The organism is Mesorhizobium sp. MC2-1-1, from assembly GCF_057597255.1.
In genome coordinates, this window is sequence record NZ_CP195205.1 from 2,574,725 (window position 1) to 2,591,783 (window position 17,059).

Consider the following 17,059-nt stretch of genomic DNA (forward strand, 5'->3'; position numbering starts at 1 on the left):
AACCCGCGATTGAACCAATTCCAAACCTGCACCGTTGTGGCCGCGGTTATTGGCTTGGACGAAAAGCGCACGAAAGAGTCGCCAGATGCCTGGCACATGACCGACGATCTTCACGCCGAGCAGGGCAAGGGCGATCCTTTTGCAGCGGCCATCCGTGCCACGCGCATGTCGATGATCATCACCGATCCGCGCAAACCGGACAATCCGATCGTATTCGCGAACGACTCGTTTCTGCGGTTGACCGGCTACGCACGCGAGGAAGTGATCGGCAGGAATTGCCGCTTTCTCCAAGGCCCCGACACGGACGCTGATGCCGTCGCCGAAGTTCGCGACGCTGTTGCCGGGTGCAGGGACATCAGCATCGACCTTTTGAACTACCGAAAGGACGGTTCCACGTTCTGGAACGCGCTCTATCTCAGTCCTGTCTCCAACGCCAAGGGTGAGCTCTTGTTCTTCTTTGCCTCGCAACTCGACGTTTCGGACCGCAAGCGCTCCGAACAGCGCACCGCGGCCGACAAGCAGCGCTTCGAAGAGGCAGTGAAGGAGCGGACCAGGGAGCTCGAGGCCGCGCTCGAGACACAGACGGCGCTGCTGCATGAGGTCGACCACCGGGTGAAGAACAACCTGCAGATGGTCTCGTCTCTGATCCTGATGCAGAGCCGAACCATCAAGGACGAAGCGGTCAAGAATTCGCTCGCCACGATGCTGGAACGCATCGAGGCGCTTAGCACCGTGCATCGTAGGCTCTATCAGTCGAAGGACGTCAGCAAATTCGACGTATCCGATTTTGCCAGGGACCTAGTGTCGGATCTGCTTGCGGCGTCCGGCCGGTCGCAGATCACGTCGAAGCTCGATCTGGAGCCGATCGTCGTCCCGGCTGAAAAGGCGACGCCTGTGGCACTGATCGTCAACGAGCTCGTCACCAACGCGCTGAAGCACGCCTTCAAGGACGAGACGACGCCCGGCAACATCGGCGTCAGGATGCGCCAACCGGAGGAGCATCTGATCATTGAAATTTCCGACGATGGCGTCGGCATGGAAGCCAAGGCCGGCGACGGCACCTTCGGTATGAGGCTTATCCGGCAACTCGGGCGGCAACTTCGCGCCGATGTCGAATGGCGGAACACAAGTCCGGGTACGCAAGTTGTCGTAAAGATGCCGAACGGGCCTCAGCACAAAGGGGACGTGTCATGATCGAACCGCTGAAAGTCCTGATCGTGGAGGACGAAGCTCTTCTGGCGATGGAACTGGAGAGCCTGATCGAGGAAGCCGGCCATAGCGTCGTGGGATGGGCGGTTTCGTCGGACGAAGCCAAGGCAATGGTCGGCACCAGCAAAGCCGATATTGCATTTGTCGACATTCATCTTTCCGACGGCCCGACGGGCCTTGACGTGGCCGAGCATATTCGGCGATCGGGTCAGCCTATGGTCGTGTTCATGACCGCGAATCCGAAACGCATCCCCGAAAACTTTGTCGGCGCGGTAGGCGTAATTGCGAAGCCGTATACGATGAACGGTGTGATGTCGGCTCTGCGCTATCTCCAGGAAGGCGTGCGGCGCCCGCCTCCCGTCTCGGCGTTGCCGGCAGGCTTTACGCTTGCGCCCGATTTTGCAGCGGTATGGGCTCCGTCGATCGCCTGACGCGATATGAGCGTCAGGCGACCTTATCCTTCAAGAAGCCGATCGCTCGGCTCCAAGCAAGGTCGACCGGGTCGAGCTCGGACGGTCAAGTGACGTGCTGCTCCCGATCCCACACGGAAAGCAGCTGCCAGCCTGCGCGCCGCAGCGCTGGCCGCCAAGCCGCTCATCACATTTTGGTCATTTCCGAAAACCTTGATGATGCTGTCACACTGGGCCGGGAAGCTGCCCATGCAGCCTCGTCTGACCCGACGGCGAAAGGGGAATGCCATGAACGTCCAGGACATCGTCAACACCGTCTCGCAAAAGGCAGGACTCGATCAGGCGACGACCGAGAAGGTCGTCGGCACAATCTTCTCAGTGCTGGAGCACGAGGCGGAGGGCACCAGTGTTTCGTCCTTCTTCGCCAAGATCCCCGGCGCCGACGCGCTGGCGCAGAAATATGACGTGATGGCCGCCGGCGCGGCTGCGGGTTCGGGCGGCGGGCTCCTGTCGTCGCTGGAGGGCGCGCTTGGCGGCGTCCTTGGCGAAAAGGCCGGCGCACTGATCAACGGCATTGCCGCGCTCAAGGCGTCCGGCCTCGACATGGCGCAGATCCAGCAGGCCGGCGAGACCTTGATCAAGCAGGCTGAGGCGGCCGCCGGCCCCGACCTGACAAACCAGGTGCTGGACCAGGTGCCGAGCCTCAAGGGGCATCTTGGCCTCCAAGGATAGGCCCTTCCAGGGGTACGCTCGGAACGGCCTCGTCCTATTTCGGCAGAGCGTAGGCCATAACGTAATCGCCCGGCTTGGTACCGACCGAGCCGTGACCGCCGGCGACGATGACGACGAACTGGCGGCCGTCGGCCACCGTATAGGTCATCGGTGTCGACTGCCCACCCGCCGGAAGCCTCGCCTGCCAGAGTTGCCTGCCAGTGGTGAGGTCATAGGCGCGCAGATAGTCGTCAACCGCGGCGCCCAGGAAGGCGACGCCGCCCGCCGTGATCATCGGCCCGCCGATGCCCGGAACGCCGACCTTTAGGGGCAGCGGCAGCGGCGTCATGTCGTAGACGGTGCCGTTGCGGTGCTTGTAGGCGATGTTTCCCGTCTTGAGGTCGACGCCCGCGACGTAACCCCAGGGCGGCGCCTGGCAGGGAATGCCGAGTGGCGACAGGAACGGCCCCATCACCACCGCGTAAGGTGCGCCTTCGTTGCGGTTCAGCCCCTGCTCGCTGCCCTTGGTGGCATCGCCCGGCGGCGGCACGTCCGCGCGCGGGATGAGCTTCGAGGTGAAGGCGAGATAGGTCGGCATGCCGAACATCACCTGCCGCACCGGATCGACCGCGACGCCGCCCCAGTTGAAGACGCCGAAATTGCCGGGATAGATCAGCGAGCCCTGCAGCGAGGGCGGCGTGTAGCGCCCCTCGTAGCGCAATTTCTTCAGTTCGATCCGGCACGCCAGCTGGTCGAACATGGTGATGCCCCACATGTCGGCGCCGGTCAGCGGCTTCGGATTGAAGGACAGGTCCGAAGCCGGCTGCGTTGGGGAGGCATGATCGCCATCGATCGCGCCGCCGGGTGCGGGCACTTCCTTCACCGGAATGATCGGCTCGCCGGTGCGACGGTCGAGCACGTAGAGGTCGCCTTGCTTGGTCGGTCCGACCAGCGCCGGCACGACGCCGTTCGCCGTGGTGATGTCGACAAGCGACGGCTGCGCCGGCACGTCCATGTCCCACAGGTCATGATGCACGGTCTGCCGCACCCAGCGCAATTGCCCGGTGTTGATGTCGAGCGCGGTGATCGAGGAGGAGAATTTCTCGACATTGGCGCTGCGACCCATGCCGAGCTGGTCCGGCGTCTGGTTTCCGAGCGGCAGATAGAGCAGCCCGAGTTTCTCGTCGGCGCTCGCGGTCGACCACATGTTCGGCGAGTTGTGGGTGTAGGTTTGCCCGGCGGGCAACGGCGTCGTCACATCCGGATTGCCGGAATCCCAGTTCCACAGCAGCGCGCCGGTGTTGACGTCGAAGGCACGGATCACCCCTGACGGCTCCTCGGTCGAGTAGTTGTCATTGACCGCGCCGCCGACGATGATCTTGCCGCCGACGATCAGCGGCGCCGAAGTCGAATAGTAATAGCCCGACTTCGGATAGGGCATGTTGGCCATCAGGTTCAGCGTGCCGCCCTCGGCGAAAGACGCACACACCTGCCCGTTCGCGGCGTCGAGCGCGATCAGCCGCGCGTCGGAGGTCGGCAGGTAGATGCGCTGCGCGCAAGGCTGGCCGGCAGCGATCCTGGCGTCGGCGTAATAGGATACGCCGCGACAGGTCTGGTGCTGGCGGTTGTTGTCGAGCTTGATCTTCGGGTCGTAGCGCCACTTTTCCTTGCCGGTCGCGGCATCGATGGCGATGGCGAAATCATGCGGCGTGCAGATGAACAGCGTGTCGCCGATCTTCAGGGGTGTCACCTGATAGGTCGTCTCGCCGATGTCGCCAGGCCCCTTCACGTCGCCGGTGCGGTAAGTCCAGGCCGGCTGCAATTTGGCGACATTGTCGGGCGTGATCTGGTCGAGCGGCGAATAGCGCTGGCCGAAAGGCGTGCGGCCGTAGAAATGCCACTCGCCATCCGGGATGTCGCCGCCGAGATTGGGGGCCGTCGCCACCTTTTCGGTGCCCAGCGTGCCGGCGATGTCCGTAGGATCGGCGGTCATTGAATAGCCGGCGACCGCGAGCGATGCGAGCACGGCCAGGATCAGCGGCGCGCGCGCGTCTGGCCCCCGCAGGCCCCGCCTTGCCCATGGCGTCAGCAGCCACAAGGCGATGAGCACGATGACGCCGCCGCGCGGAGCGAGCTGCCACCAGTCGAAGCCGATTTCCCAGACCGCCCAGCACAAGGTCGCGAGCAAGAACAGCGCGTAGAGCCAGAGCGACGTCGACCTGCGCCTGAAAAACAGCCAGGCGGTGATCAGCAAGACCAGGCCGGCGGCAAGGTAATACCAGCTGCCGCCCAGCACCGCGAGCCAGACGCCGCCACCGCTCAGAATGAGACCGATGATGAGGATGAGGAGGGAAGTGATGGTGACAGCCAAGACGGTGCTCCTTCGACTGTTGCGCGCTTTCAAGCAATTCCAGGAAAAGTGTGAAGCGGTTTTCCGTCCGGAATTGCGTCTAACGAGGAGGCGGCTTTCAGGCGACGGCATGCCGTCCCTGCCCTGCCGCCAGCTTTCCCTTGCCCGCTCCAGCTGTCAAGTTGGCCTGGCACATGCGAAACTGGAACAAAACGTAGACAGTTCTGGTCTTTCGCTGCCGAATCACTACATTCGGGATCAATGTCGGGCTTTTCCGAAGACATGCCTTTTTTTGATGAACCGAATGCGCGGCCCGCGGCGGCCCCGTCCGGCATAGCCGCGCGCGCCATGGCGGCCCGCAGCGGCCAGCACAGCGCCCCCGACTACCTGAAGGGCCTGAACCCCGAGCAGCGGCTCGCCGTCGAGACGACCGAGGGCCCTGTCCTGGTGCTCGCCGGCGCCGGCACCGGCAAGACGCGGGTTCTCACCACGCGCATCGCCCATATCCTTGCCACCGGCAGGGCGTTCCCCTCGCAGATCCTGGCCGTCACCTTCACCAACAAGGCCGCGCGCGAGATGAAACAGCGCATCGGCCACCTGATCGGCGAAGGCAATGTCGAAGGCATGCCCTGGCTCGGCACCTTTCACTCGATCGGCGTGAAGCTGCTTCGTCGTCACGCCGAGCTTGCCGGGCTGAAATCCGATTTCACCATCCTCGACACCGACGACGTCGTGCGGCTGATCAAGCAGCTCATTCAGGCCGAAGGGCTGGACGACAAGCGATGGCCGGCCAAGACCTTCGCCCAGATGCTCGACAACTGGAAGAACAAGGGCCTCGGCCCCGACGAGATAGCGGAAGGCGATGCCCGCAGCTTCGGCAACGGCAAGGGCCGCCAGCTCTACAAGGCCTATCAGGAACGGCTGCAGACGCTGAATTCCTGCGATTTCGGCGACCTGCTCTATCACCCGATCCGAATCTTCCGCGCCTATCCGGACGTGCTGAAGGAATATCACCGCAAGTTCAAATACATACTGGTCGACGAGTACCAGGACACCAACACCGCGCAATACATGTGGCTAAGGCTCCTGGCGCAGCGGCCCGGGCGCAGCCCATCGGCCGAAGGCCGCAAGCCCGACCGGGGGTCGGCCGGTCAGGCCGCCCCCGCGGAGGCCAGCGAGCGCGCGGCCGTGAGCGAGAACAAAGTCAATATCTGCTGCGTCGGCGACGACGACCAGTCAATCTATGGCTGGCGTGGCGCCGAGGTGGACAACATCCTGCGTTTCGACAAGGATTTCCCGGGCGCCACCATCATCCGGCTGGAGCGCAACTATCGCTCCACCGCGCATATACTGGGCGCGGCTTCCCACCTGATCGCCCACAATGAGGGCCGCTTCGGCAAGACGCTGTTCACCGATCGCAACGACCCCGAGGACGACAAGGTGCATGTGCATGCCGCCTGGGACTCGGAGGAAGAGGCCCGGGCTATCGGCGACGCCATCGAGGCCTATCAGCGGCAGAAGCATAATCTCAATGACATGGCGATCCTGGTGCGCGCTTCGTTCCAGATGCGCGCCTTCGAAGACCGCTTCATCACGCTGGGCTTGAACTACCGCGTCATCGGCGGCCCGCGCTTCTACGAGCGCCTGGAAATCCGCGATGCGCTGGCCTTTTTCCGCGTCGTCGCCAACAGCGGCGACGACCTCGCCTTCGAACGCATCGTCAACGTGCCGAAGCGTGGGCTGGGCGAAGCCACCATCCGCCAGATCCACGACACCGCGCGCGCCATGCGCGTTCCGATGCTGGAAGCGGCCGCCACGCTGGCCGAAAGCGACGAACTGAAGCCGAAGCCGCGCGCGGCATTACGTGAGGTCGCCGCCAATTTCGAGCGCTGGCAGAAAGCGCTGGAGACCACGCCGCACACCGAGCTCGCCGAGACCATCCTGGAGGAGAGCGGCTACACCGACATGTGGAAGAACGACCGTTCGGCGGATGCGCCCGGGCGGCTGGAAAACCTAAAGGAGTTGATCCGCTCCATGGAGGAGTACGAGTCGCTTCGTTCCTTCCTCGAACATGTGGCGCTTGTCATGGATGCCGAACAGAACGCCGAACAGGACGCCGTCTCGATCATGACGCTGCATTCGGCAAAAGGCCTCGAATTCGAGACCGTGTTCCTCCCCGGCTGGGAGGAAGGCCTGTTCCCGCATCAGCGCGCACTGGATGAAGGCGGCCGCTCCGGCCTGGAGGAAGAGCGCCGGCTTGCCTATGTCGGTCTGACCCGCGCCAAGAAGAACCTGCATATCTGGTTCGTCTCCAACCGACAGATTCATGGGCTGTGGCAATCGACAATCCCGTCGCGCTTTGTCGATGAGCTGCCGGAAACCCATATCGACATCGCCGATGGCGGCAACTCCTATGGCGGCTACGGCAATCCCTACGGCGGTGGCAGCTTCGCCTCGGGCCGCGGCGGCGGCCGGCAGAACCCCTACGGCGCCTCGCGCTTCGACAATATAGGCGCCAAGGATCAAGGCAGCTTCTCCAACACCTATGCCACGCCCGGCTGGCACCGCGCGCAGGCCAACCGCACCGAAGCCACCGATCGCAACTGGGGCACGCGCTCGGGCCACCAGGTCGAGCGCATCGGCTATGGCGAGACCGATTCGGGCTACGGCGCCGGCCGCACCAGTGTCAAAGGCCGCACGATCGAGGGCGAGCTGGTCGCCAAATCCGTTGCCGACACGCCATCCGCCTTCAATGTCGGCGACCGCGTCTTCCACCAGAAATTCGGCAACGGCAACATCGCCGCGATCGAAGGCAACAAGCTCACCATCGACTTCGACAAGGCCGGCCAGAAGCGCGTGCTGGACGGGTTCGTCGCGCCAGTGTGACCAGCCCCTTCACCTGTACCGTGCCTGGTTCCACTTATGTCCGAGCAGCGACAGGATGATAATCAGCCCGTTGAAGAACTGCACGTAGAAGCCGCTCAGGCCCGCAGCTACCACGCCGGTCTGGATGAAGGATACAGTGACCGCGCCGATCGCACCGCCGACCACGGTGCCGATGCCACCCCAGGTCGGCGTGCCGCCGACGAACACCGAGGCCAAAACCGGCAGCAGATAGCCATCGCCCGCCGTCGGCCACCAGGTGAAGTTGATCATCACCGAGAAGCAGCCGGCGATCGCCGCACCGATGCCGGTGAAGACGAACACCTTCACCCGCACCAATTTGACGTCGATGCCCATCTGCCTGGCGCTGTCGGGATTGTCGCCGACAACTTTCACCTGCGCGCCGAAGCGGTGCCGGTTGTAGAGCAGCGCCGAGAAGACCACGAAGCCTATCGCCCAGAATATCTGCACGGGGATGCCGAAGACCTGGCTGGAGAAGATCTTGTAGGCCGCGCTGTCGGCAAGGCCGGTCAGCGCCATCGACTTGCCCTCGTTGATGATCTGGATCAGGCCGCGCAGCAGGAAGTTCATGCCAAGCGTTGCGATCAGCGACGACAGGCCGCCATAGACGACCAGCGAGCCGACCATGAAGCCGAGCAGCGTGCCGGTGACCAGCGCCGCCACGATGCCTACGAACGGATCGAAGCCGGCCTGCACCACCAGCGCGAAGACCCATGAAGCAAAGCCCATCGTCGCCGGAAACGACAGGTCGATCTCGCCGCAGGTGACGACAAAGACCAGCGGCACCACCACGAACAGCGCCACGGGAAGCGTCGTCAGCACGGAGCTGTAGAGATACCAGGTGGTGAAGACGGTCGGGTTGGCGATCATGAACACCGCCATCATCACGATGAACACGGCCAGAGTGCCTAGCGCCGCGCGGTTATCGAGGACGAAGCCACGCAGCCAGTGATTGGATGGATGGCTCCATTCCTTGGCCGACTCCTTGGCCATCTGGCCGCGTGTCCTTCCCAAAGGCGTTTGCAGATCGGGTTCCATCACCTTGCTCATCACGCTCTCTGCTCCGCTTCACCGTGCAAACCGGGCAATCCGCCGGGATGCGCCACGTCTTCCATGAAGTTGATGAGATCCTCGGCCGACTTGACCTCGGTGCGGTCGGCGGTCAGCGCCACCTTGCCGCGGTCGAGCACCACAAAACGGTCTGCGATGTCGAAGACGTGGTGGATGTTGTGGCCGATGAACAGGATCGAGCGGCCGCTCGCCCGTACCTGGCGCACGAAGTGGAATACCTTGGCGGTCTCGGTCAGCGACAGCGCCGTCGTCGGCTCGTCGAGGATGATCAGTTCCGCCTGCTTGTAGATGGCGCGCGCGATCGCCACGCCCTGGCGTTCGCCGCCTGAAAGCTGGCCGACGATCGAATGCGGCGTGAACACCTTCGAGGTGAATCCGATCTCGCGCATCAGCCGGCTCGCCTCCTCGATCTCCTTGTTGACCTTGAGCCAGCCGAGAAAGCTGGTGAGCTCGCGGCCCATGAAGATGTTTCGGACGATCGTCTGCTGCACGGCCAAAGCGCGATCCTGGAACACCGTCTCGATGCCGGCGTCGCGCGAGCGCGCAGCGCTCCACCCGGTCACCGGCTTGCCGCGCACCAGGATGTCGCCGCTGGTCGGCTTGACCACGCCGGACAGGATCTTGATCAGCGTCGACTTGCCGGCGCCGTTGTCGCCGATCAGGCCGACCACCTCGCCGCGGTCGACGCTGAGGTTGACCCCGCCCAGCGCATAGACCTGGCCGTAGGATTTCTTGATGTCGCGCAGTTCGATGATGCGTTCGCTCATGCGATCCTCGCTTGCAATTGTCAGTATGCCGGCGGTCCAGCCGGCCGGGCCATCCACCCGGCCGGCTGCCTGGGAGGTCAGCGCAGCGCCTGCTTGGCGAGCTCTGAGACGATCTCGTAGTTCTGCGGCGTGACGAAGCCGGCGCCGGTGTCGACATTCATGGGAGCAAGTCCGAGCACCACCTGCTGGCACAGGCTCAAGATGGGCAGATAGCCCTGCAGGAAAGGCTGCTGGTCGGCGGTCAGTTGCACCCAGCCGCCCTTGAAGCCTTCGACGATCTGCGGGCTGGTGTCGAAGCCGAAGTTGAAGATGTCGCCGGGCTTGCGCCCCGCGGCCTGCATATAGGTCGCGACATTGCCGAGCATCTGGCCGCCGGGATAACCGACCGCCTTGACGTCCGGGTGGTTGAGCAGCGCCGCGGTGATCACCGGAATGGCCAGGTTGGGATCGGACGCCCATTCGCCGCTTGGCGGCGAGGACAGCTGGATCACCTCGACGCCGGCTTCCTTCAGGGCCGCCACCGTGCCGCGCTCGCGCGCGCCGCGGTTCTCGTTCTCGAACGGACCGATCATGATCGCCTTGTCGCCGGCCTTGAGCTTGCCGAGCTTGAACGCCTCGGCGCCGAGCGCGCGACCCTGCTGCTCCTGCTGCGCGCCGACATAGCCGCCGCCGAATGCTTCCACCACCTTCGGCACCGGGACGTTCTGGTACATCATCTTGATGCCGTCCTTGTGCGCCTGCTCGGCCAAAGGCATGATCGCGGCGTCGCCCGGATGGCCCATCATGGCGATCCCCTGCGGCTTGACGGCGACAGCCTCGCGCAATTGCTGCACCATCTTCTCGACGTCCCACTGAGAGAAGATGTAGTCGACTTTTGGCCCGAGATCGGCCGCCGCCTGCTTGGCGCCATTGTAGACGATGGTGCCGAAGGCGTCACCCTCGGCGCCGCCGACGAAGAAGCGGATGTGCACGTCCTTGCACCATTGCGCGTCGAGCGCCTGTGCCGGCAAGGTGGAGATCGAGGCGCAGAGCGCCGCGGCGGCAGCCACGACGGTCGAGCGCAGAACAGTCCTTCTGGTCGTCATGCTCATGCACGTTCCTCCCTTTTGGTTCCCTCGCGATCAAGGGTTACGACAGTGATTTCGATCGGCCGGCTCCTCCCGCCGGCCGCTGCTCAAGTCGGATTGGGCAGGTAGCTGGCGCCTCCCCGGCATTGCTTCAGATAGTCGAGCGCCCGCGCCTGACCGGTGATCTCGAGGTCGCCGCGATAAACCGGGTCGTGCCAGCCCTCGATGTCGATGGCGCCCTTGTAACCGGCCAGCCGCAATTCGCTGATCACCCGCGTCCAGTCGCTGTCGCCGAAGCCCGGCGTGCGCATCTGCACGAAAGGCAGGCGGCCGAACACGCCATGCTCGCGGATCACGTCCCAGCGCACCGTCGCGTCCTTGCCATGGACATGGAAGATGCGGGGCGCCCATTTACGGATCTGCGGCATCGGGTCGATCAGATAGACGAGCTGGTGGCAGGGCTCCCATTCGAGACCGAGATTGTCGTTGGGCAATTCGTTGAACATCAGCTCCCAGGCGTCCGGATTGTGGGCGATGTTCCAGTCGCCGCTCGCCCAGTTGCCGTCCATGGCGCAATTCTCGAAAGCGATGCGCACGCCCTTGTCGGCGGCGCGCCTGGCCAGCGGCCCCCACACTTCGCGGAAGCGCGGCAGGCTGTCGGTCAGCTTCTTGCCCCGAATGCGGCCGGTGAAGCCGCTGACCGTCGAAGCGCCGAACAGATGCGCATTGTCGATGACGGTCTCCCAGGCCGCGAGCACGCCGCGATCGACGTCGCCGCTCTCCAGCGGATTACCGAACACGCCGATCGACGACACGATGACGTCGGCGTCGCCGATCGCCTCACGGATCTCTCCGGCCAGCCGCGGCAGATCCTTGCCGCCCAGCGTCTGCCAGAAGAAGGGCTGGATGCTCTCGAAGCCGAGCGGCAGGATCTGCCTGATATAGGCCGCCGGATCGTCGAGATTGGCCCGCACCATGGTGCCGATCCTGATATCGAGAAGCGGGTTCGGCATCATTGCTGTTCCTGTGTGATCGGGACGCGGCGCCCGGTCTCGGCGCTCTCGATGGCACCGAACACCATGGCCAGACTGCGGATATTGTCGATGCCGCGCGTTTCCGGCTCGGTGCCGGCCTCGACCGCCTGCATGAAATCCTGGATGATGCCGAGATGACCGTCGATGCGATCGGCGGGATCGAGCGGCGGCACTTCGATCGGTTGGGTCTTGTCGATGATGCCGTCGCGGCCTGACGCGACCACTTCGGCCTTCAAATCATCATAGCCGTCCCAGATCAGGCTGCCCCGTTCAGCGACGATGCGCCAAGCGCTTTCCCAGCTCGTGCGAAAACCGTCGGCGCACCAGGATCCGGCATAGGTGAAAACCTTGCCGCCACCGAAATCGAAGACGGCGCTTGCCGACGAGCCCTGCCGGTACCAGGAATTGGCCGGCTCCCACTCCTGGCAATAGACGCTCGCCGGTTCGCCCGCGACCATATAGCGGGCCGCATCGAAGGTGTGGATCGCCATGTCGAGCAGCAGCACATGCTCCATCTCCTCGCGAAAGCCGCCGAAATGCGGGGCGACGAAGAAGTCGGCATGGATGCTGGTCGGCGCGCCGATCGCGCCGGAGTCGAGGAAACGCCGGATGCGCCGGACATTGGCGACATAGCGGCGGTTCTGGACCACGGCATGGATGCGACCGGCTCGCCGCGCCGCCGCGATGATGGCGTGTGCGTTTTCGGGACTGTCGGCCAGCGGCTTTTCGGTGAGCAAATGGCAATTATGGGCGAAGGCCGAAAGCGCGACCTCGCGGCGCGCTGCCGGAACCACGACGTCGAACACGGCATCCGGCTTGGTCTGATCAAGGACGGCATCGAGGCTGGTGCCAATGACAGCGTTGGTGAGCTCGTATTCGCGCGCCCGCCCCTGCGCCCGTTCGGCATCGAGATCGACAAGGCCGACAACGGCAAGCCCATCGGCCCGCCTTGCGGCATCGAGCCAGTGCTTGCTCATCGCTCCGCACCCGACCAGGACGACCTTCATCATCCAGCGCTCCTCCTCCGCCCGGTCCCTCCAGACCGGTGATCACGGCATTCACGGCAGGACCGTAAACGTTTTTCCGTAAACGTTTACGAGAACACACCCGATGGCGTAGAATGTCAACCGGCTGTCTCTCAAAAATCTTCCGGATGCCTTGGCCCGGGCGGCGGCCAATGCTAGCCAAGGCAAGGGAGAGTGGCTCTTGGCGTCCAGCATTCACGACCTTGCGCGTCATCTGAACATTTCAATCGGCACCGTGTCCCGGGCGCTGAACGGCCGCGCCGATGTCAACGCCGATACACGCCAGCGCGTGCTGGAAGCGGCCAGGGAATTGAACTATTCGCCAAACCAGTCCGGCCGCAGTCTGAGGCAAGGCGCCACCCGTTCGATCGCCTTCATGCTGCAGCCGCATCCCGGCGACCAGCAATATGGCGAGCCCTTCTTCATCCCGTTCCTCATCGGGCTGCAGGCGAAGCTTGCCGAGCATGACCTCGATCTTATGGTCGTCATGGGTGAGCCCGGCCAATATCAGCAGGAGCGGTTGCGCCGCGTGGTCGAGACGCGCCGGGCCGACGCGGTCGTGTTGGCCAATACACGGCGTGAAGACGATCGGATCGACTATCTCAGCAAGGCCGGCTTCCCCTTCGCAACGCTTGGCCGAAGTCGGTCCGGCGGCGACACCTATCCTTCGCTCGACATCGATTTCGAGCGGGCGGGCGATGAAGCCGTCGAGCGGCTGGTCGCGCGCGGCCACCGCCGCATTGCTGCCATCCGCCCTTCGCTTGATCTCAACTTCGGCTACCTGTTCCTCGACGGCTACCGCAAGGCGCTGAAGCGGCATGGCATCGAGGTCGACCCCGGCTTGGTCGCCGACGGGTTCATCAACGAGACCGGCGGATACCAGGTGACGCCGCAAGTCATGCGCTCCAGGGACCCGCCGACGGCGATCATCTTCAACAATGACGCGATGGCGCTTGGCGGCTGCAAGGCGCTTGCCGAGATGGGAATCAAGCCTGGCCATGACATGGCGGTGATCGTCATCGTAGACACGCCGCTCTGTCGCTACTTCTCGCCGACATTGACCGCCTTCCGTCCGGCACTGGAGCCCATGGGTCGGCGGCTGGCCGAGATGCTTCTGGCCGCGCTGCCTGCTTTCGCTGGCCCGGAAGGGCCGCGCATCATCCGAGAGGTCTGGCCGCTGGAGCTGATCGCAAGAGAGAGCGATTGAGCGGAAGCCTCTCCCTTCTCCCCTTCGTATGGGTGAAGGGCGTCCCCTCCTGTCACGCAACCATCACGTTGGCGTCCTAGACCGCTCGACGGAAAGCGGCTTGCGGCATCTTCGATCCTGCGCCCTTTCAGCCATTGGCCGCCATGCTCGTCACGAAGGGATATTCATGAAGCATCTCAACCGAACCGTCGCGCTCGGCGCGGCACTGGTCCTGCTCACGCTCCCCCCGGCGCTCGCGGATGGCGTCGCCTATGTCAACAAGGGGCTGGTCGGCGTCGGCCGCATCCCGGCCAGCCAGAAAGACAAGTTCGGCGAGACTTTCGGTTCGGGTTCCGGCATGTCGATCGACACCAAGGGCTGGGCGCGCGACGGCGCTGGCTACAAGGGCTCGCTCTGGTTGCTGCCGGATCGCGGCTACAATGTCGTCGGCACCACCGACTACCGTCCGCGCCTGAACACGATCTCGATCGAGCTGACCCCGACCGCTCCAGGTGCCGCGCCCGCCTCGGGGAAGGAACAGACCGGCGTCAAGGCGACGCTCGCCGACACCATGCTCCTGACCGACGACAAGGGCACCGACGCCACCGGCCTCGATCCGTTGAACGGCGTGCGCCAAGCCGCAGGCGATATGCCGATCCTGCCCCAGGCCGACAACGGCAAGCTGGCGCTGGACGACGAAGCGATCGTGCGCCTGCCGGACGGCACCATGTTCATTTCCGACGAATACGGCCCCAACATCTATCGCTTCTCGGCCGAAGGCCGCCTGATGTCGGCGACGCAGCCGCCTGCGGCCCTGGTGCCGACGCGCCACGGCAAGCCGAACTTCGCTTCCGACAATCCCGGTCCCGGCGCCGCCGAGCCCGACCCGAAAGATCCGGAGACCGGCCGCCAGAACAACCAGGGCCTCGAAGGCATGTCGATGACCCCTGACGGCAGGTTCCTGATCGCCGTGCTGCAGTCGGCCACCCGCCAGGATGGCGGCGATTCCGCCGCGACGCGCCAGAACACCCGCGCGTTGGTCTATGACGCCTCCGACCTCGCCCATTTGAAACTGGCGCACGAATATGTCGTGCCGCTGCCGGTCTTCAAGGACGCCAAGGGCAAGACCAAGGTCGCCGCGCAGAGCGAGATCGTCGCGCTCTCCGACAAGAGCTTCCTGATGCTGGCGCGCGACTCGGGCAACGGCCAGGGTCTCAAGGGCGACGAGTCGCTCTATCGCAAGATCGAGATCGTCGATCTCTCCGCCGCCACCGATATCGCCAATGGCCCGTTCGACGCCGCCGACAAGCCGGTCGCGCCGAAGGGCGTGCTTGACCCGTCGGTCACGCCTGCCAAGCTCACCGCCTTCATCGACATCAATGACAAGAGCGAGCTCGGCCGCTTCGGCCTGCACAATGGCGCGCCGAACGACAAGGACAACCTGTCGGAGAAGTGGGAGGCGATGTCGCTGGTCTCCGTGCTCGATCCGAAACTGCCCGACGATTATTTCCTGTTCGTCGCCAACGACAACGACTTCCTCACCCAGGACGGCTTCCAGGTCGGCGCGCCCTACAAGGCCGAGGATGGCGCCGACGTCGACACCACCTTCCTGGTCTATCAGGTCACGCTGCCCGGCCTTTCCAGCAACACACAGTAAGTCAGCTGGTCATCTGGCCCAGCCCGGAAGGGATGCATGAGCGTCAGGCCTGCGATAGCATCGCGGGCCTGATTCATTTTCGGGACGTGCCATGGATGACAAGACGAGCGGCCGCCAGCGTGTCGGCGACCTGACCAGCGGCCCGATCCCGCGAACGCTGCTTTTGTTCGCGCTGCCGGTGCTGGGCTCCAACGTGCTGCAATCGCTCAACGGATCGATCAATTCCGTCTGGGTCGGCCGTTTCCTCGGCGAGGCTGCGCTGACCGCCACCTCCAACGCCAATCTCGTGCTGTTTCTCATACTAGGCACCGTATTCGGCGTCGGCATGGCGGCAACCATCCTGGTCGCGCAGTCGGTTGGTGCCCGCGACCTGCCGAAGGCGCGAAGCATCGTCGGCACCAGCGCAACCTTCTTCTTCCTGGTCTCGGTGGTGTTCGCCGTCTGCGGCTGGGTCTGGGTCGACGCCATCCTCAACGGGCTCGGCACGCCGGCGGACGCCTTGCCGCTGGCGCGCGCCTATCTGCGCATCATCTTCGTCGCCGTGCCGATGATGAACCTTCTGTCCTTCGTCATGACCGTGCTGCGCGGCGCCGGCGATTCGCGAACGCCGTTTATCTTCATGGCGCTGGCGGTCGTTCTTGACGTCGTGCTCAACCCGCTGTTGATCCGCGGCATCGGTCCCTTCCCCGAGCTTGGCATCGCCGGCTCGGCAATGTCGACGCTTGTCGGCCAGACCGTCAGCGTGATCGCCATCCTGATCGTGCTCTATGTCCGCAAACATCCGCTCAGGCTGGCGGGCGCCGACCTCGCCCTTCTCAAGCCGGACCCGGCGCTGCTGCGTATCGTCGTCTTCAAGGGCGTACCAATGGGTCTGCAGATGATCGTCATCTCCGCCGCCGCGCTGACGGTGATGGGCATCGTCAATTCCTACGGATCGCAGGTCGCGGCCGCTTATGGCATCGCCGCGCAGCTCTGGACCTATATCCAGATGCCGGCTCTCGCGATCGGCGCCGCGGTCTCCTCGATGGCGGCGCAGAATGTAGGTGCCGGCCGCTGGGACCGCATCGGCAAGGTCGCAGCCTCTGGCGTTGGCTTCAACCTGGTGCTGACGGGCTCCCTGGTGGCGCTGCTTTTCGTCTTCGACCGCGCGGTGCTCAGCCTTTTCCTCATCGGCGACAGTACCGCGATCGACATCGCCGCCCACATCAACAAGGTCGCGTCCTGGTCGTTCATCCTGTTCGGCATCACCATCGTCCTGTTCGCGACTGTACGCGCCACCGGCGCCGTGATGCCGCCGCTGATCATCCTGGTCATCTCGGTGCTGATCATCCGCACCGGCTTTGCCTACTCCATGCGCAGCGTCATCGGCCAGGAGGCGCTGTGGTGGAGCTTCCCTGCCGGCTCGATCGCGTCGCTTCTGCTGGCCGCCGCCTACTATCGCTTCGGCCGTTGGCGCACGATGCACATGATCGAGGGCAGGCCGGCCGTCGGCGAGCCACCGGACACGGGCCTCGGCGTGCCACGCCAGCGCGCGCGTCTGGCTCCCGAGACGCCGGACGGCTGAGCGGCCGCGTCGGCCGGCAGCTAGGACATGACCCCGAAAGTGGGAACCGGTTTTCGGAAAATATCATGCTCCAACAGGAGTTAGGTCAGGGTCACGATACTCAA

At 64.3% G+C, this 17,059-nt stretch carries 13 protein-coding genes; 7 read left to right on the forward strand and 6 right to left on the reverse strand.

Annotation, left to right across the window (positions count from 1 at the left end; translation table 11 throughout):
- Nucleotides 1–96 precede the first annotated feature (96 nt).
- The 3 genes from ACR64R_RS12955 to ACR64R_RS12965 all read left to right on the forward strand — a co-directional run bounded on the left by ACR64R_RS12955 (nucleotide 97) and on the right by ACR64R_RS12965 (nucleotide 2,351).
- On the forward strand, nucleotides 97–1,194 hold the full coding sequence (locus ACR64R_RS12955; RefSeq protein WP_487362004.1) for a histidine kinase dimerization/phosphoacceptor domain -containing protein: 1,098 nt from the start codon (nucleotides 97–99) through the stop codon (nucleotides 1,192–1,194).
- On the forward strand, nucleotides 1,191–1,640 hold the full coding sequence (locus tag ACR64R_RS12960) for a response regulator (RefSeq protein ID WP_487362005.1): 450 nt from the start codon (nucleotides 1,191–1,193) through the stop codon (nucleotides 1,638–1,640). The genes ACR64R_RS12955 and ACR64R_RS12960 overlap by 4 nt, the downstream gene beginning before the upstream one ends.
- Before the next feature lie 267 nt (nucleotides 1,641–1,907).
- Nucleotides 1,908–2,351, forward strand: coding sequence for a hypothetical protein (locus tag ACR64R_RS12965; protein WP_487362006.1), 444 nt, complete (start codon nucleotides 1,908–1,910; stop codon nucleotides 2,349–2,351).
- Nucleotides 2,352–2,385: 34 nt separating this feature from the next.
- On the opposite strand, the gene ACR64R_RS12970 is transcribed toward ACR64R_RS12965, so the two are convergent.
- Complete coding sequence (locus tag ACR64R_RS12970) at nucleotides 2,386–4,701, reverse strand: glucose/quinate/shikimate family membrane-bound PQQ-dependent dehydrogenase (RefSeq protein WP_487362007.1); 2,316 nt, start codon at nucleotides 4,699–4,701, stop codon at nucleotides 2,386–2,388.
- 240 nt (nucleotides 4,702–4,941) lie between these two features.
- Between ACR64R_RS12970 and ACR64R_RS12975 the strand changes: the two genes are divergently transcribed.
- Entirely contained in the window at nucleotides 4,942–7,566 is a 2,625-nt protein-coding gene (locus ACR64R_RS12975; RefSeq protein WP_487362008.1) for an ATP-dependent helicase, read from the forward strand.
- A 9-nt stretch (nucleotides 7,567–7,575) separates the two neighbouring features.
- Here ACR64R_RS12975 and ACR64R_RS12980 read toward each other — a convergent pair whose 3' ends face one another.
- The 5 genes from ACR64R_RS12980 to ACR64R_RS13000 form a co-directional block, all read right to left on the reverse strand.
- The gene (locus tag ACR64R_RS12980; protein ID WP_487362009.1) at nucleotides 7,576–8,634 is read right to left on the reverse strand and encodes an ABC transporter permease; all 1,059 of its coding nucleotides are present in this window, start codon (nucleotides 8,632–8,634) and stop codon (nucleotides 7,576–7,578) included.
- The gene (locus tag ACR64R_RS12985) at nucleotides 8,634–9,422 is read right to left on the reverse strand and encodes an ATP-binding cassette domain-containing protein (RefSeq protein ID WP_487362010.1); all 789 of its coding nucleotides are present in this window, start codon (nucleotides 9,420–9,422) and stop codon (nucleotides 8,634–8,636) included. The genes ACR64R_RS12980 and ACR64R_RS12985 overlap by 1 nt, the downstream gene beginning before the upstream one ends.
- 77 nt (nucleotides 9,423–9,499) lie before the next feature.
- Nucleotides 9,500–10,513, reverse strand: a complete 1,014-nt coding sequence (locus ACR64R_RS12990) for a substrate-binding domain-containing protein (protein WP_487362011.1) — start codon at nucleotides 10,511–10,513, stop codon at nucleotides 9,500–9,502.
- A gap of 83 nt (nucleotides 10,514–10,596) precedes the next feature.
- Nucleotides 10,597–11,505 carry a sugar phosphate isomerase/epimerase family protein gene (locus tag ACR64R_RS12995; protein WP_487362012.1) on the reverse strand — a complete coding sequence of 303 codons (909 nt, stop codon included), beginning with the start codon at nucleotides 11,503–11,505 and terminating at the stop codon, nucleotides 10,597–10,599.
- Nucleotides 11,502–12,533 carry a Gfo/Idh/MocA family protein gene (locus ACR64R_RS13000; RefSeq protein ID WP_487362013.1) on the reverse strand — a complete coding sequence of 344 codons (1,032 nt, stop codon included), beginning with the start codon at nucleotides 12,531–12,533 and terminating at the stop codon, nucleotides 11,502–11,504. Before ACR64R_RS13000 ends, ACR64R_RS12995 begins: the two co-directional genes overlap by 4 nt.
- A 196-nt stretch (nucleotides 12,534–12,729) precedes the next feature.
- Between ACR64R_RS13000 and ACR64R_RS13005 the strand changes: the two genes are divergently transcribed.
- From ACR64R_RS13005 to ACR64R_RS13015, 3 genes are all read left to right on the forward strand, one after another.
- A complete protein-coding gene (locus ACR64R_RS13005) occupies nucleotides 12,730–13,755 on the forward strand; it encodes a LacI family DNA-binding transcriptional regulator (protein ID WP_487362014.1) in 1,026 nt (341 codons plus the stop codon).
- 166 nt (nucleotides 13,756–13,921) lie between these two features.
- Nucleotides 13,922–15,391, forward strand: a complete 1,470-nt coding sequence (locus ACR64R_RS13010; protein ID WP_487362015.1) for an esterase-like activity of phytase family protein — start codon at nucleotides 13,922–13,924, stop codon at nucleotides 15,389–15,391.
- 91 nt (nucleotides 15,392–15,482) lie between these two features.
- Nucleotides 15,483–16,955 carry an MATE family efflux transporter gene (locus tag ACR64R_RS13015; RefSeq protein ID WP_487362016.1) on the forward strand — a complete coding sequence of 491 codons (1,473 nt, stop codon included), beginning with the start codon at nucleotides 15,483–15,485 and terminating at the stop codon, nucleotides 16,953–16,955.
- Nucleotides 16,956–17,059 lie beyond the last annotated feature (104 nt).

Bases quoted from the DNA above. Each gene is read 5' to 3' on its own strand.
- ACR64R_RS12955 (WP_487362004.1), top strand. From the start codon at position 97: ATGACCGACGATCTTCACGCCGAGCAGGGCAAGGGCGATCCTTTTGCA.
- ACR64R_RS12960 (WP_487362005.1), top strand. From the start codon at position 1,191: ATGATCGAACCGCTGAAAGTCCTGATCGTGGAGGACGAAGCTCTTCTG.
- ACR64R_RS12965 (WP_487362006.1), top strand. From the start codon at position 1,908: ATGAACGTCCAGGACATCGTCAACACCGTCTCGCAAAAGGCAGGACTC.
- ACR64R_RS12975 (WP_487362008.1), top strand. From the start codon at position 4,942: ATGTCGGGCTTTTCCGAAGACATGCCTTTTTTTGATGAACCGAATGCG.
- ACR64R_RS12980 (WP_487362009.1), bottom strand. From the start codon at position 8,634: ATGAGCAAGGTGATGGAACCCGATCTGCAAACGCCTTTGGGAAGGACA.
- ACR64R_RS12985 (WP_487362010.1), bottom strand. From the start codon at position 9,422: ATGAGCGAACGCATCATCGAACTGCGCGACATCAAGAAATCCTACGGC.
- ACR64R_RS12990 (WP_487362011.1), bottom strand. From the start codon at position 10,513: ATGAGCATGACGACCAGAAGGACTGTTCTGCGCTCGACCGTCGTGGCT.
- ACR64R_RS12995 (WP_487362012.1), bottom strand. From the start codon at position 11,505: ATGATGCCGAACCCGCTTCTCGATATCAGGATCGGCACCATGGTGCGG.
- ACR64R_RS13000 (WP_487362013.1), bottom strand. From the start codon at position 12,533: ATGATGAAGGTCGTCCTGGTCGGGTGCGGAGCGATGAGCAAGCACTGG.
- ACR64R_RS13010 (WP_487362015.1), top strand. From the start codon at position 13,922: ATGAAGCATCTCAACCGAACCGTCGCGCTCGGCGCGGCACTGGTCCTG.
- ACR64R_RS13015 (WP_487362016.1), top strand. From the start codon at position 15,483: ATGGATGACAAGACGAGCGGCCGCCAGCGTGTCGGCGACCTGACCAGC.